Source organism: Enterococcus sp. AMC1252, from assembly GCF_058216515.1.
Genome location: NZ_CM177097.1, coordinates 3488261 through 3505195, shown reverse-complemented (window position 1 = coordinate 3505195; position 16935 = coordinate 3488261). Strand labels below are relative to the sequence as shown.

Genomic DNA, 16935 nt, shown 5'->3' with positions numbered 1-16935 from the left:
TCAGGTTTTTTTATAGTAGTTGCAAATCGTTAGAAATGAATACGATATTTAAGATACTAATAAACATTCTTAACACAATTCAAACGTCGTTAGAAAGCGCTTACTTGTTGTTTTTTTTGTTTAGCAATCAATGTATCATTAGTGATGATATCTTGATGGAACTACGTTAAGGTGATTAAAAAAAGAAATTTTCCTAATAAAAAAGCCGCATGAGGAAATATTGATTTCCTCTATCTCCCCACTAAATAGTTAAAAGAAAGAAGGGCGTGTAAAGTAAATGAAAAAAATTTTTCGCATTTTGGGTATCTTCCTTATCGGGATAGTGACCATAGGTTATTTTCATTTAAATAATACAAGTATTAAAGCTGAGAATGAATCGGAACAACAGACGCAAGTACATAGAAATACAGGAACAAGTAGGGCAACTTTTGAAGGAGAAATTAGACAAGTTTCTACTAGTGAAGCAATGGTAGAGGCTATAAATAATAATAAAGTTTCGCAAATAGAAATGCTAAATGATGTGACCATGAGCTTCACTGCTCAACCTAGAGAGATAGCTAGAGATTTAGTCATTAGAGGAAATGGTTTTTCTTTAATCATGACAGGTAAAAATTGGGAAGTAGGAAATAGTAAACAGACGTTCAGATTAGAAAATATTAAATTAGGTCATAAACTTGACAACCCGATGTTTGATTATTCTTATCCTTCTTCTAGTAGAAGTTATATGGAAATGGAGAATGTAAGTGAGCTTACAGCTAACACTGGGAAGATTACTAATTTACCTGCTACCCATGTTGTTTTTACTGGCGGGAAGAATGAATTTAAGTCTACAAGAGCGAAAGCCTCTTTATTTGCCCAAGCCAGTATGACACTTAAAGGTGGAGCAGAAGTTTATATCGAGCAACCTGATAGCAGAATAATAAGTCAAACTAACAATACTGACCCAAAGGCATACGATTTAACCATTACAGAAAATTCAAAGATGGTTATCAATACAATGCAAAGTACTACACCTAAATCGCTACTAACAGGTATGAGATATGTTGATGTAAACCAAGGCTCTACTTTAGAAATTAATGCTCTAGCTTCGAATGATGCAGCTTCTATCCCTATTCTCGATTTTGATATTAGCACTGCTGCATACAGTGGGTTATATGCAGATGGAGATAGCAATATTTCTATTTCTGGAACGGGTAGCCGCATAGGGGTCAATCTTCCAGGCGAAACGTATACTACAACAGTTAGGGCTACTAATAAGTCAAAAATAGCTATAAAAACAGAACTTGGGCCCAGTATTTTTTCAGCAAAAGGGAAACCTACAGAAATTATTGCGAACAAGAGTAGTCAATTAAGCTTTGAAGGGATCGGCGAGAGAGTAATAGATATTTCAGGAACGTCACCGCTAATTAGTGTTTTAAACGATAGTGGAATTAATGTCAAACATAATACAAGTACAGAAGGATCCAGTATTAATTTAAGTGGAACCTCTCCTACAATTAAAGTAGGAAGTTCTAGTGAGATTGATGTGCAACGTAACGGAGGGGCATCAGGATCAGCTATTTATTTAGATGGAACTATACCAACGATTAATGTGGAAAGTGGGAGTAAGGCTCTTTTAAAAGATTCGGGTATAAGTCCTGTGACGATGAAAGGAAATTATGCCAAGATGACTATATCTGAAAGTGAATTTGATCTGGAAAGCACCTCGCAAACTACGAGTATGATTTCTGGTGGCATTCAAATGATTGGAAATGCGCCAAACGTGATGGTACAGAAGAATAGCTCTGTGAAGTTGAACGGATTAAGAGCTCCGAACATTTTAATGAATGGAAATGGTGCTCAATTATCAGTGATTGACGGATCAAAAATGAGCACTAAAGTTGATGATACAGATAGTATTCGTCTGCTTGGGAATAATCCACAGTTAACTGTTTATGGGGTTGGAACCTCGTTTAGAGCTGAAAGTAATCGTCAGGGTGAGATAGATGGAACTGGTACGATTTACTTAGGAAATCCTGACGCAAACACTCTTTCCAAAGATGCAGCAATTATAGTAGGAGATCAAGCGGAAGTAAACTTGATATCTAATTTATCAAGTGCAATGGTCATGCAGTCAAGCTATGGTGTATTTAACTTGTCATCTGGTGCCAAGATAAACCTTACCTCAGGTTCTACGAATGGCTACGTTAACAATGCAAATGCAACCTTAAGATTTATGAGAAGTGGTTATGAAAGTAATCTAAATGGACATTATTTGTTTAATATTGACAATGCAGAAATGAACATTGAGAAAAGCGGTGGAAGTGCAGCTGGGGTAAGATTATTTGGGCACGGAAATCAAGTGAATGTAAAAAATAATGGGAAATTCACGATAAATAATCCAGGAAACGGAGCTCCTAACGATGGTGGAGAAGCGATAGGAAATCAAGGAATTCATTATACGAAGGCTATTAACGTATCTGGAGCTAAAAATGAATTTAAGGTAACTGGGCAAGGTTCAGAAGTAAGGATTGATGCGAATTCGGGTCCAGCAATTGATATGCATGATCAACCAGGATCCATTACTTCCTCAGATGGTGGATACTTTGAAGCTAGAGGGAAGACAGCTACGGCTAATGCAGGGATCTTTAGAACATGGGATCGCTTAGATGTTCTGTTTGATAAACCACTATTCATGGATTTTACGAATACTCGAGAGAATGGTGGGAACATTTTTACGGTGAATAGTAACTCAACATTAACTGCTACTGAGAGTGACTTATCTTTATGGAAGAAAGGTACCGGAGTAGGACAAGACCCAGACTTGAACTTTATTGATTTAAACTATACTTTCAAGGGAAATAACTTTGAAACCATAGGAACAACAAACAGACCGGGTGATTTCAATACTACTACAATTGGAACAAAAGGATTAACTAATTATACTCGTTTAAGTAGTAATAATGCTCGTTGGGCTGTCGCAGATGTACTTCGTGTACCAACTACGGCAGATAAAAAAATTCATGGTAGACTAAGTGTGCCAGTCGGACTTAATCGAACACGTCCGGCATGGGATGATGAAGTAGAAGCTACTGTAGAAGTAGAGAGAGCTAATGGCGAAAAAGAAATTTATGAAAAAGTAAAATCAGTAGGAGATAGCAAGCAGAAGCCAGGGATTAGTATCTATGGAGAAAAACCTCAAGGCGGGATTTTTGAAATTGATACAGGCAAATACTTTGAAGTCGGAGATAAAGTCACTATTACTGAAGTAAACTTAACAAGTGATGAATTGACACCAGGATTTGATAATCAAATTTTGACAAGTACCGTGGAGCCTTTTCAAATCATTCCGCCAAAACCGGTCACTGTTGAGAGTACAGTAATTTACAATCAGGCCAAAAGTATCAAAGGACAGGTGGAAGATAAAACGGCAGAAATTACTGCCACGTTTAATGGACAACCAATGGATACCAGCAATGTAGTGATTGATGAAGCAGGTGATTTTGAGCTTTCACTTGATGGGATGGCACTAAAAGAAAACGATAAGGTTCAGATTTTCGCACGAGACCATGCAGGTTCGGCAGCCAAAGCAGGAGTAGTGAATCCACCGGAAACCAACAATGATATAGGGAATAACAACCCTAGTCAAAAAATGACTTTTCACGATACGTCATTTGAGGCAGCCCCCACAATAACAGTGAAGGAACTGATGCCGTTAACTATTTTATTTCAGGATGAAACTGGCCGAACGATTCATAAGAGTGTAACCATGTACAAAATCCCAAATGAGACTGTGGATTTAACGAAGGAAGAACAGATTATAACCGCGATTCAGACATTGAAAAAACAAAAATACAGTATTCTGAAAAAACCAAAATCAGAAGAAATCATCATGAATGAAGAGAAGACCCTCACTTATCAATTTATGGGAGCAACGGAAGAACTAATCTCAGACAAGGAACCCCAGACGGATGAATTCACGATTCGAGCAGTTTCAGATTTCAAATTTCCAAATGCCCCAATTGGGACTACCCGAGCAACGAAATTAGAGAAAGTAACTCCTGAGCCTTCAGAAGGTGCAAAAGGCTACAGCTCAGGAATCGAAGTAGTAGATTTGGCTGGGACAGGCAAAGGCTGGAGTGTGAGCGTGGCCATGACAAGCCCGTTACAAACAATCGATGGTAAAAAATTAAAAGGTTGGGCACTGTATATTCCAAGTGAAAAAGTGAAGTCTGGTGGGATAGAAACGAAAGAAGCTGTCGGATACGCCGTGACAGTAACGCAAGAAGGCGCAACAGGGTCAGTCTTTAATGCGGCACAAGGGAAAGGCAAAGGTCGATTTACAAACCTATTTGAAACCTATTCCGAAGAAGCTACGACAGAAGAAGGACTGACTCGGGAAAAAGGCGTTCAGTTGACTATACCGAATGGAGCCTATAAAGGTGCGTACAAAGGAGAGTTGACTTGGACATTACAGAATGTGCCGAGTTAATCCACTGGATAAAAGATCTTTCGATTAAAGATTAAAACCTGACAAACAGTTGTCAGGTTTTTTTATTGTATAAAAAAATCATTAGAAACAAATAACTTTTTTAGTATGTGAATAATCATTTCTTAGTTATAACTTAAATGTAACTAGTAAGCGTTTACATGTTGTTTGTCATGTTTGGAATCCGTTGTATTATTAATCAAGGTATAAAATGGATACATCTAAGAAGGTCAAAATCGATTCTTTTTTGTTTTAGCATAAAGTCAGTTGAAAAAATTACCTGTCTTCATTAAATCAATTTCTTTTACTGAATTTGACTTAATAAATTATCCTCTGTTTTTCACTAAATAGTTAACTTATATAAAAGGAAGTGTCGATTAATTGAAACATAAAAAAAAATTATTCGTATTTGGGTTTTTACTAATAGGAATAATCAGTATAGGTAATTTTTATTTGAACAATACAGCAATCAAAGCTGAAAACGAGCAAGAACAAGTACATAGATCAAAAGCAACATTTGCTGGTAATACTGTACAAGTATACAATGGGCAGCAATTAGAGCAGGCCATAGATAATAAGTCAGTCTCCCAGATAGAACTAATGACCGATGTAAAGACGACGTATAATACGCAGTATGTAGATAGAAACTTAGTGATTAAAGGGAACGGATATACGATTGAGTCAGTCGGATCAGGTTTTTATGTATATTATGGTAATTTTACTTTCAGATTAGAAAATGTTGTTTTAACTAGTCCAAAGTTTGAGACTGCAATAATTAACTACAATTCAAGTTACACGGGTCCACTCAGTACGGTTGAAATGGAAAATGTAAGCGAAGGACCAAATAATCAAGCTGCTATCACCAATCTAAAACAATCAAACTTAGTTTTTACTGGTGGAAAAAATGTTTTTAATAGGGAAGAATCCAAGTTTTCAGAGTCTGTTTTATTTAGTCAAGTTAAGATGACTGTCCAAGGGGGTGCACAAGTCATCATAAACCAAAAGGATATGAAAGTAATCAGTGGGTTTAAGGACGAGGCGACTGCGTTATCTGTGATTGAAAACTCGAAGCTGCTTATTAAGACGACTAAAAATACATTAATGAATGCCAAGACGAATATCGTGATAAAAAATGCTTCTCAGATTGATATAGCTGGGGGTTCTACTCTTGATGTGAGTGCGGAAAATCGTGAAATTATTGAGTCAATACCTATTATTGATTTTTATAGTAATCGAAATACTCAACCTCCCCCAATCTTTAATATAAGTGAGGAAAGTGAAGTTTCAATTAAAGGTTCTGATTTACGTACAGGGATCTCTATGGCAACTTATGAACCAGCACAGCTTAATGTTACAAACGCAAAGCTAAACGTTACAACAGAAAAAGGCAATGGAATTTATATGGGAAGTTTGGATAGTTCAAGAGTAAAAGGATCAAAAATAACAGCCAATAATGGTGGACAGATTTCACTGAAAGGCTCTGGAAAGCATGTCGTAGAATTCAAAATAGACTTCCCTAGTATTATTATTTCTCAAAATAGTAGATTAGATGTAAAGCATGAAACAGAGATAGAGGATTCAAGTATTTATATGCAGGGACTAAATTCAAGCATGAGTGTCACTGATCACAGTCAAGTTGATTTAGTGGCGTCTAGAAAAGGGATTCAATTGTCTGGAGATAATGCTTTTTTGAAAGTAGATGGTGGATCGACAGTATCGGCTAAAGTTGACCAAGGAGATAGTATTCAATTAGAAGGGAATTCTCCTAGATTAGAAGTTTCGGGAAAGGGAACATTACTCAAAGGAGAGAGCAATCGATTAACTCAAATTGATGGGAGGGCGACTATTTATTTAGGCAGGCGTGATGCAGAGACGTACAGCCAAGGTGCGCGTATTGTGATTTCCGATGAGGCGCAAGTAGATCTTGTAGCAAATAAATCTAGTGCAATGGTGATGCAGTCAACGTATGGTGTCTTTGATTTAACGACAGGAGCTAAATTGAATCTTAAATCTGGTGCAACAAACGGCAGTGTTTCGGGTGCTGATACAACATTAAGATTTATGAGAAGTGGGCAAGCTTCCTGGGCGAATGGACATTATACATTCAATGTTGACAATGCAGAATTGGCTATTGAAAAAAGTGGTGGTAATGCTGCTGGAATAAGATTGTTGGGCTTTGGAAATCAAGTGAACGTTAGAAATAATGGTAAATTTACAGTAAATAATATAGGCAATGGTAGTGCAAATGATGGAGGAAGTGGTGATGGAAACCAAGGGATTCATTACACTGCGCCTACTGAGGTAAGCGATGGAGATAGAAATACATTTAATGTTGAAGATAAGGGGTCAGAAGTGAGAATTAATGCAGAGACAGGACCTGCAATCGATATGGGAAATGGAGTTGGATCGATTGTCGCTCGAAATGATGGTTATTTTGAAGCAAGAGGTCAAACTGCTAGCTATAATGTAGGGATATTTAGAACAGGAAGGAGCTTAAATGTTCTGTTTGATAAACCTTTGTTTATGGATTTTAGCAACACTCGTCCCGGAGGGGGAAGTATTTTTCAGGTAAATAATTTATCCGTTCTAACTGCTACAAAAAGTGATTTATCCCTGTGGAAAAAAGGCACTTCACTAGAGCAAGATCCAGATTTGAATTTCCGAGATTTAGATTATGGCTTCAAGGGAACAGATTTTCAATATTTAGGTGAAACAAATAGACCAAATGATTTTAATAATACCACAATAGGGAACCAAGGACTATCTCAGTATACTCGTTTAAGTAGTAACAACGCTCGTTGGGCGATTGCAGATGAGCTTCGTGTACCAACAACTGCAGATAAAAAAATATATGGACGAGTAAGTTTACCAGTCGGGCTGAATCGAACACGTCCAGCATGGGATGACGAAGCAGAAGTTACTGTAGAAGTAGAAAGAGCCAATGGTGAAAAAGAAGTCTATGAACAAGTGAAGACGGTGGGGGACACAAAGGAAAAGCCAGGGATTAGTATTTACGGAGAAGCACCTCAAGGCGGGATTTTTGAAATTGATACAGGCAAATATTTTGAAGTAGGAGATAAAGTCACCATTACCAAAGTAAACTTAACAAGTGGTGAATTAACACCAGGATTTGATAATCAAATTTTGACAAGTACTGTGGAGCCTTTTCAAATCATTCCGCCAAAACCGGTCACTGTTGAGAGTACAGTAATTTACAATCAGGCCAAAAGTATCAAAGGACATGTGGAAGATAAAACGGCAGAAATTACTGCCACGTTTAATGGACAACCAATGGATACCAGCAATGTAGTGATTGATGAAGCAGGTGATTTTGAGCTTTCACTTGATGGGATGGCACTAAAAGAAAACGATAAGGTTCAGATTTTCGCACGAGACCATGCAGGTTCGGCAGCCAAAGCAGGAGTAGTGAATCCGCCGGAAACCAACAATGATATAGGGAATAGGAACCCTAGTCAAAAAATGACTTTCCACGATACATCATTTGAAGCGGCACCCACAATAACAGTGAGCGATCTGATGCCGTTAACTATTTTATTTCAGGATGAAACTGGCCGAATGATCCATAAAAGTTTAACCATGTACAAAATCCCAAATGAGACTGTGGATTTAACGAAGGAAGAACAGATTATAACCGCGATTCAGACATTGAAAAAACAAGAATACGGTATTCTGAAAAAACCAAAATCAGAAGAAATCATCATGAATGAAGAGAAGACCGTCACTTATCAATTTATGGGGGCAACGGAAGAACTAATCTCAGACAAGGAACCCCAGACGGATGAATTCACGATTCGAGCAGTTTCAGATTTCAAATTTCCAAATGCTCCAATTGGGACTACCCGAGCAACGAAATTAGAGAAAGTAACTCCTGAGCCTTCAGAAGGTGCAAAAGGCTACAGCTCAGGAATCGAAGTAGTAGATTTGGCTGGGACAGGCAAAGGCTGGAGTGTGAGCGTGGCCATGACAAGCCCGTTACAAACAATCGATGGTAACAAATTAAAAGGTTGGGCACTGTATATTCCGAGTGAGAAAGTGAAGTCTGGTGGGATAGAAACGAAAGAGGCTGTCGGACACGCCGTGACAGTAACGCAAGAAGGTGCAACAGGGCCAGTCTTTAATGCGGCACAAGGGAAAGGCAAAGGCCGATTTACAAACTTGTTTGAAACCTATTCCGAAGAAGCTACGACAGAAGAAGGACTGACTCGGGAAAAAGGTGTTCAGTTGACTATACCGAATGGAGCTTATAAAGGTGCGTACAAAGGAGAGTTGACTTGGACATTACAGAATGTGCCGAGTTAATCCACTGGATAAAAGATTTTTCGATTAAAGATTAAAACCTGACAGACAGTTGTCAGGTTTTTTTCGGTACAATGAAAACAAGTCGTTAGAAACATCAGACATTTTCAAGTATACTTATAAACATACTTAAAAATAGTAAAGGATTGTCTAAAGATAAATAGTGTATGCATACAATAAAAAAATGAGGTGAACAAATGATCGAGTTTAAACATGTATCAAAAAAATACAACGATCAATTAGTTTTAGAAGACTTTGATATTTCGATTGAAGACGGAGAATTTTTTGTACTAGTCGGTCCTAGTGGAAGTGGGAAAACAACCACGTTAAAAATGATCAATCGGTTAATAGAACCAACTGATGGTGATATCTATTTTAACGAGCAACGATTGATTGAGTACAATCTAAAAGAACTGAGATTGACGATTGGCTATGTTCTTCAACAAATTGCACTTTTCCCCAATCTAACGGTTGCTGAAAATATTGAGTTGATTCCAGAAATGAAGCACTGGAACAAAGCCAAAAGACGGGAACGGACGGAGGAATTACTAAGAAAAGTCAGTTTACCGCCAGAAGAATATCTCCATCGAAAACCAGCTGAACTATCCGGTGGCGAACAACAACGTATTGGGATTTTGCGAGCAATTGCAGCTAAACCAGACATTATTTTAATGGATGAACCATTTAGTGCGCTAGATCCGATTTCAAAAGGCCAGCTACAACATTTGATTAAAGAGTTGCATAAAGAATTAGCGAGTACAGTCGTTTTTGTCACTCACGATATGAATGAGGCATTGTTTTTGGGCGATCGTATTTGTGTGATGAAAGAGGGAAACATTGTACAAACGGATACACCTGAACAAATCAGAAGCAATCCAGCCAATGATTTTGTAGCGCAATTTTTCCAACAAGATCATTCTAATTTGGAAAATTATTGTGCAGGAGATTTGTTAGAGTTAGGATTTGTGGAAACTGAACATGCTAACAGTGAAACAACTGTCGACATAGACACACCATTGCCTAAAGTGATTCGCTTACTGGTAGATGGAAAAACAGTTGTGCTAATAGACGAGAAAGGACCTATCGGCAAAATCACAGATCGAACGATTTTACGTTTCTTAGAGACAAAGATAGAAAAAGGGGCTCAATGATATGGGAAAATTGATAGAAACATTCCTTGCCCGTAAAGAAGACTTTATTCAAGCGGTCGTCGAACATATCCAACTATCGTTATTATCATTACTGATTGCGATTCTTATAGCAATTCCATTAGCGATTTTACTGACGAATTATAAAAAAGCAGCTGAATTTGTGCTGCAGATTACCGGGATTTTCCAAACGATTCCTTCGCTCGCTTTACTAGGATTATTGATTCCAATTATCGGTATTGGGAGTCCGCCTGCAATCGTTGCGTTAGTGATTTATGCGTTATTTCCGATTTTGCAAAATACGTATACAGGGTTGACTGAAATCGATCCTTCACTAGAAGAAGCAGCTGAAGCATTCGGGATGAATAAGCGGGAAAAACTGGTCAAGTTTGAGTTGCAGTTGGCTTTGCCTTATATCATTTCAGGAATTCGCACAGCAACGGTTATGATTATCGGAACAGCTACCCTTGCGGCCTTGATCGGTGCAGGTGGTTTGGGTACGTTCATTTTACTAGGAATCGATCGAAATAATGTATACCTGATTTTGATTGGTGCCATTTCTTCTGCGGTCTTAGCGGTCCTATTTAACTTTGGGATTCATTTACTTGAAAAAGCTACAGTGAAACGAATCGTAGCAGCATTCATGGTCTTACTTGCTTTATTAGTGGGTTCGTTTGTCTATACCCATCAAGAAGCAGAACAAAAAGAAATCACCGTTGCAGGAAAATTAGGTGCGGAACCAGATATCTTGATCAACATGTATAAGGAACTAATTGAAGCAAATAGTGATATCCACGTAAATCTAAAATCAAACTTCGGTAAAACCAGTTTTCTATTTAATGCACTGAAATCTGGTGAAATCGATGTTTATCCTGAATTTACTGGAACCGTTCTTGAAACATTTTTGAAGGACAATAAAAATACATCAAAAGACCCAAGAGAAGTGTATGAATACGCACGAGATCAAATCAAAAAACAAGAAAATATGGATTATCTAGAACCTATGCTTTATGAAAATACCTATGCAGTCGCAGTTAAACGATCATTTGCAGACGAAAATGGGCTGAAAACCATCGAAGATTTGAAAAAAGTTGAAAGTCAGTTAAAAGCTGGTTTTACCCTAGAATTTATCGATCGTGAAGATGGCTATAAAGGCTTGCAAAAATTGTATAACTTGACTGTAGATGTCAAGTCGATGGAGCCGTCGTTACGTTACCAAGCAATCAATAATGGGGATGTTAATGTGGTGGATGCTTATTCGACAGATAGTGAATTAAAGCAATATGATTTGGTGATTTTAAAAGATAATAAGCAACTCTTTCCACCGTATCAAGGAGCGCCATTGTTGAAAGCTGAGACGCTTGAGAAATATCCAGAATTAAAAGAATTACTGCAGCCATTGGTTGGTAAGATTACAGAAGAAGAAATGAGTGAGATGAATTACCTAGTCAATGTGGAGCAAAAAGATCCGGCGACCGTTGCGCATGATTATTTGGTGGAGCATGGGATGTTGGAAAAATAATGGTTGATAGATGAAAAGGCACAACATAAGAGAGCTATCTATCTCTTATGTTGTGTTTTTTATACTTTATAAGGTATAATAAAGGAGAAAGCAATCGCACTTAAGTGCGATTGCAAAAAAAGCCAGTGCTGATAACACTGACTCTTTAGTTGAGTTCTGACTAAAGCTCGAAAGTGTACTACATTGCCACTATCTTACTTTAGCTGAGCAGATAGTGGTCTTTTTTTACCCAAAAATCAATGTGATAAAAAGTTTAATCCCTTCGACAATATAGTAAGCCACAAGCGTGACAACTATTTTCGAAGCGATATCTTTTAACAAATCTTTCAAGGACCGCTTTTCCTAAGCAATAAAGCAGGACAAAAGCGATAAAGACATATCTTTATGGCATCAACTCCTTTTTCAGAGCTTCAGCCGTTATTCAACTAGTTATAGTATAACAAAGATTGTATCGACAGTGTATTAAATATTTTACAAAAACAAGTATGCTAAGTTGCTTTCCAGAGACTTTATAAGGTATAATTGATGAGAAGGTAATCGTTAATTATTGCGACTACAAAAAAGCCAGTGCTGATAACACTGACTCTTTAGTTGAGTTCTGACTAAAGCCCGATTGTTTAATGTTGCCACTATCTTACTTTAGTCGAGCAGATAGTGGTCTTTTTTTACTCAAAAATAGAAGTGATAAAGAGCTTAATCACTTCAACAATATAGTAAGCCACAAGCGTGACGACTATTTTCGAAGCGATATCTTTTAACAAATCTTTCAAGGACCGCTTTTCCTATGCATTAAAGCAGGACAAAAGCGATAAAGACATATCTTTATGGCATCAACTCCTTTTTCAGAGCTTCAACCGTTATTCAACTAGTTATAGTATATCAAAAATTGTATCGATAGTGTATTGAATATTTTACAAAATAGTAACGAGCAAACAGTCAGCCGTGGAGAATATTGATCTGATCGAATGCTACGGATTCTGGTAGATAACATTCTTTTTAATGTACATACTATTGACTCAGGCAACTTGATTTATCAGTTCGTGCTGATTGTTTTTGGCTTCAAAATGTCAAGTGTCCGCTTAACATTTTGAGGTGTCGGCTGTTTCCTCGTTAGTATCATGGCGGCAATGATCTGTCATAAAAAAGGCTTGCTCCGTCAAAAGTTAGCACAAAATCGGCAGATCATTATAGCAGGTGACGCATGGTGAGAGAAGTCAGATTTGCGGTAACTTCCTCAAAACGATTATTCAAATTTCAAAAAATCGTTGCTCCACCGTAAAATAGAACGAAAAAAAACGGTTCCGGACACCTGCCGAAACCGCGCTAAGTACAATTAAGAAGCATTGACCTGTTTTTATCGATAAACTCAGAACATCAGAAAAAACACTAGTAATTTCATGAAATATTGAGTAAAATAAAAACAGTCAATGAAAATTGACTAGGGCAACTTGTACATTCAGTCCGTCTGATTGTATAAGGCTCTGTGGGATGACGACCAATCTTCCTGCAGAGTGCCTTTTTATTTTGTCTAGCTGAACGAGATTTGTTTGGCTAGATTTTTTTCGTTTTGTCTCATTCCATTTTAATTTAAGTGGGGTGGAGAGTCAATGGGGGAATGTAAGTTTGTGTGAATATTTTTATTTAAAGGCATTATAATTATATTTTTAGGTAATAATGTATAACTTTTTGCTTATTTTTGGTATAATAAGAAAAGATTTCATCAAAAAAAGGGGAGTTATGAATTGAGCACTTTTTTAGTCGTTTTTTTAGGAATTATATTACTTTTGATTTTTATTTCAATGTTTTTATTTTGGAGATTAAACACAAGAAAGAAAAATCAGCAAGAACAAACTAAATCGGATCTAATAAAGGAATTTTCACCGTTAATTGTGGCATATGTTGGTATTTTTATTACTGCACTACCGTATTTAGTTCCAGAAGAAAAAGTACCTGTTTTTTTTCCAGAATATGAGGATAAAATATCAGAAATCGACAAATTGAAAAAAGATAATAGCGAATTAAAATCGACGATAGCTAACCAGACACAAGAACAAACTAAGCTTTCTAAGAAAAATAAGGATTTAGAAAAGAAAAATTATGCTGAGTTAACTAAGGTGTCTTTAGTAGTGGATGGGTTGGCGATGGAAGCTGGAAATAATGTAGTTGCGGACGTTAACGATACGTTATACTTTAATGAGGATGTATTGAAAAATTTTGTTGAACAAGAAATAAGTTACAATGAGGAAGATAAGACTATTTACATCGGGAAAAAGTCTGATCAGAAGATTACAAAACAAAAAATATCTGAACAATATAACATATTATATGGTGGAGAAAACTATACATCACTTAAAGATGTAGATGAAGAGTATCATGTTGGAGGAGAAACGATAGCAGATGGATTTATATTTAAGGGATCTAGTTGGAATGAACGTATAGCCTTATTAAATACAAATAACAAATTTACGAAAGTCGAGTTTGATGTCGGTAGAATTGATGAATCCACTAGTTCTTTAGAAAATGGTAAAATGAAAATTGAATTCAATGGAGAGAAAAAACATCAAGAAAATATCCGTGCTGATATCACTTCACAACACTATGAATACGACATCACTAATGTAAAAACTTTGAAACTATCATTGGCTGACAGTAGTTCTTCATTCGGGTTTTATAATATAGTTTTTACTAAATAGTAGTATGAAATCAAGGGAGTACCTTTCAGGTGAAGTACAAAATTGAGACGGTGATAGGGATTGAAATGAAAGTACACAAAAAGAGCGTCAAGTCTGTTTTTCTATTAACAGACTTGACGCTCTTTTATTTTTTACATTCCTATCAAAACAGATAGGTCAAAACCCTTCAACCCAAACCATCAAGTTGTCTGCCCCTGAATTAATTTTACAGGCAACAGATAATTCTTCTCCAATTTTTTTTCTGGATTTTGTATCCTCTGCAATAAAAGATCAACTAAAATATCCGCATAATCAGCCATTGGTTGAGCAATCGTCGATAGCTGAGGAAAATAGTTCTGAACAAATTTTGTCCCATCATAACCAATGATCTTTAGCTGTTCAGGAACATTTATCTGTAATTCCTGACATTGATTATAGGCAAGAATAGCCGTTAGATCATCTGTACAAAATAAACTGTCAATGTCCTCTGTCTCTAAAATATGCTTGATCTCTAAGTTTTTTAGCGTCGTTGAGCGAGCCGTCGTTTGAATATGAAAAATTTTAGGGTCTAATTCATGTTCTTCTAAAAAGTTTAAATACCCGTTTAAACGAAAATTTGTTGGAGAGTTTGATTCATGAGATCCTGTCAGGATCGCAATTTTCCTTGCTCCTCTAACGTATAAGGTCTCAGTCGCTAAATACCCGCCTTGGAAATTGTCACTGCCGATAATGGGAATAGTGTTCCCCAAAAATCGGTCAAAAGAAACAATCGGAAGTTCGACATCCTCATATTCAGTGATCCCTAAGTTGTGAGCGCCAGCAATAATCCCGTCAACCTTATTTGCAGCAAGCATATTTATATAATGACGTTCTTTTTCCTTATTATTGGCACTATCACACAAAATAACCCGATACCCCAAATCAAAAAGTTTTTGTTCGATTCTTTCCACCAACTCCCCAAAAAACGGATTCGCAACAGTTGGGAAAATAAGCCCGATTAGTTGTGTATTTTTTCCTTGTAGTGAACGAGCTAAAGAGTTTGGTTGATAGTTAAGCTCTTTCATCGCACGATTTACCTTATCAATTGTTTTTTTGCTTAATGAGCCGTAATTATTAATAACACGGGAAACAGTCGTAGGAGAGACACCAGCTTTTTTTGCTACATCTGTTAGTTTGACGACCATACAATTCCATCCTTTATTGGTTAGTTTTCCGCAGTTGCCAAAATTGTCCTTGATAGTCTCGGTCACACGTTAAATGAAATCCTGTGTGACCTTTTTCTGGGAATACTCGCATGGTTGCTACTTTTTCACCATCGTTGATGAAAAGTTCAACAACGGAAGAATCGACAAAGATTTGTAAATTCAATGGTTTTTGTTCGATAGAAAATGATCGTACAATGCCATATTCTTCTCCAAAAGGAACACCAGCATGACTGCGGTCTATTGTCATTTTACCACGTTGGGAATCAAAATGAATCGTTAATCCTTGATTCTGTTCTTTATCTGCATATAAGGTAAGGGTTCCAGTGGCTAGAGAATCAAATGATAGGGCTAATTCATAATGATTTGTTGCTGTATCATAAAAAGAATCCTTGCTGCTATCAAAATGTATTCCTTCGTCTATGCGTAGTTGTTTCATCTCTTCAACAGGACGTTGGTACAATTTTTTATCCTCTACAATCAATTCCTTCACGATGCTCAAACAATGTGCCCATTCTTCTTGGTCAGTGGGATAATCGATTTCCGGCAACCCAATCCAACTGATCGATAATAAGCGCTCATCGGGTGCTTTAAATGCTTGTGTAGCGTAAACATCAAAGCCTTCATCTAAGTTTTTCAAGCTAGAAGGATTTGTTAAACTGTTTGATTCAGACTGATAAGAGTCGCCAATGACATACATATTTGGGTAGATATTTTGGTACAGGCAAACGTCAGGATCTAAACCTTGTGGACAAAAAATAAGCAGAGCGAATTCTTCTGTTAAAAGTAAATTTGGGCATTCGATCATAAACCCCATGTCTTGATCAGTAAACCCTAATTCTCCTATACATTGCCAAGAAAGTAAGTCAGAACTTTGGTAGGTTAGAATTTTGCCTTTTTCTGCTTCATCTTGCGCTCCGATCATCATTAGATAGCCAGACTTATAACGAAAAACTTGAGGGTCTCTGAATTCAGAGGTATAACCAGCTGGAGATGCAGCAATAAGTGGCTGTTCGATTTTTTTAATGCTGCCTGATTGATCCATCCAAGCACCTAATTGATAGGAATGGCGAGTCCAATCATCATCACGGACATTACCTGTATAAGCAAGAAATAGCTGATCAGAAATCGGCAGAGCTGTTCCTGAATAAACGCCATGGCTATCGTATAAGCTATCTGGGAATACTTTTGTTCCCTCTTCTTTCCAATCAATCAGATTATCAGAGGTCATGTGATACCAAGATTTTATACCGTGAACGGGGCCCATCGGATAAGATTGATAAAAAACATGCCACTGATCATTGAAAAATGAAAAACCATTCGGATCGTTTAGTAAACCTGTAGCAGGTTGAATATGATAGCCTAAACGCCAGGTTGACGTGTCTATTTTTTGTTTTAGTGAGGCAAGGTGTTCTGGTCCCCATTCTTGATAGGGCTGATAACGTTCTTCTCTAGACCAAACTTTTTTTTCGGACATATCTATTCTCCTCATAAGCGTATTCTCACATATAGTTTAACTATTTAATACTTAAATGTCAAACGGATGACAATTTATAAATGCTTATATATTGTCTTGTTTATTCGTTTTGGTTAAAAATGATATACG

7 protein-coding genes are annotated in these 16935 nt (G+C 37.0%); 5 read left to right on the top strand and 2 right to left on the bottom strand.

The features are described from left to right. The first annotated feature begins 277 nt into the window (after positions 1-277). The 5 genes from AC4BB5_RS16560 (at position 278) to AC4BB5_RS16540 (ending at position 14148) form a co-directional block, all read left to right on the top strand. Positions 278-4471 (top strand): WxL domain-containing protein, encoded by a 4194-nt coding sequence (locus tag AC4BB5_RS16560; RefSeq protein ID WP_490457159.1) that lies wholly within the window; start codon positions 278-280, stop codon positions 4469-4471. A 378-nt stretch (positions 4472-4849) separates the two neighbouring features. Continuing rightward, on the top strand, positions 4850-8788 hold the full coding sequence (locus AC4BB5_RS16555) for a WxL domain-containing protein (RefSeq protein WP_490457158.1): 3939 nt from the start codon (positions 4850-4852) through the stop codon (positions 8786-8788). A gap of 194 nt (positions 8789-8982) precedes the next feature. After that, on the top strand, positions 8983-9936 hold the full coding sequence (locus AC4BB5_RS16550) for an ABC transporter ATP-binding protein (RefSeq protein ID WP_490457157.1): 954 nt from the start codon (positions 8983-8985) through the stop codon (positions 9934-9936). Position 9937: 1 nt separating this feature from the next. Continuing rightward, entirely contained in the window at positions 9938-11455 is a 1518-nt protein-coding gene (locus AC4BB5_RS16545; RefSeq protein WP_490457156.1) for an ABC transporter permease/substrate-binding protein, read from the top strand. Between the two features lie 1742 nt (positions 11456-13197). After that, positions 13198-14148 carry a hypothetical protein gene (locus tag AC4BB5_RS16540; RefSeq protein ID WP_490457155.1) on the top strand — a complete coding sequence of 317 codons (951 nt, stop codon included), beginning with the start codon at positions 13198-13200 and terminating at the stop codon, positions 14146-14148. A 179-nt stretch (positions 14149-14327) separates the two neighbouring features. Here AC4BB5_RS16540 and AC4BB5_RS16535 read toward each other — a convergent pair whose 3' ends face one another. Together AC4BB5_RS16535 and AC4BB5_RS16530 are read right to left on the bottom strand one after the other, a co-directional pair. Continuing rightward, positions 14328-15311, bottom strand: a complete 984-nt coding sequence (locus AC4BB5_RS16535) for a LacI family DNA-binding transcriptional regulator (protein ID WP_490457154.1) — start codon at positions 15309-15311, stop codon at positions 14328-14330. 13 nt (positions 15312-15324) lie between these two features. Beyond that, positions 15325-16806, bottom strand: coding sequence for a sucrose-6-phosphate hydrolase (locus AC4BB5_RS16530; RefSeq protein WP_490457153.1), 1482 nt, complete (start codon positions 16804-16806; stop codon positions 15325-15327). Between the last annotated feature and the right edge of the window lie 129 nt (positions 16807-16935).

Bases quoted from the DNA above. Each gene is read 5' to 3' on its own strand.
- AC4BB5_RS16560 (WP_490457159.1), top strand. From the start codon at position 278: ATGAAAAAAATTTTTCGCATTTTGGGTATCTTCCTTATCGGGATAGTG.
- AC4BB5_RS16550 (WP_490457157.1), top strand. From the start codon at position 8,983: ATGATCGAGTTTAAACATGTATCAAAAAAATACAACGATCAATTAGTT.
- AC4BB5_RS16545 (WP_490457156.1), top strand. From the start codon at position 9,938: ATGGGAAAATTGATAGAAACATTCCTTGCCCGTAAAGAAGACTTTATT.
- AC4BB5_RS16535 (WP_490457154.1), bottom strand. From the start codon at position 15,311: ATGGTCGTCAAACTAACAGATGTAGCAAAAAAAGCTGGTGTCTCTCCT.
- AC4BB5_RS16530 (WP_490457153.1), bottom strand. From the start codon at position 16,806: ATGTCCGAAAAAAAAGTTTGGTCTAGAGAAGAACGTTATCAGCCCTAT.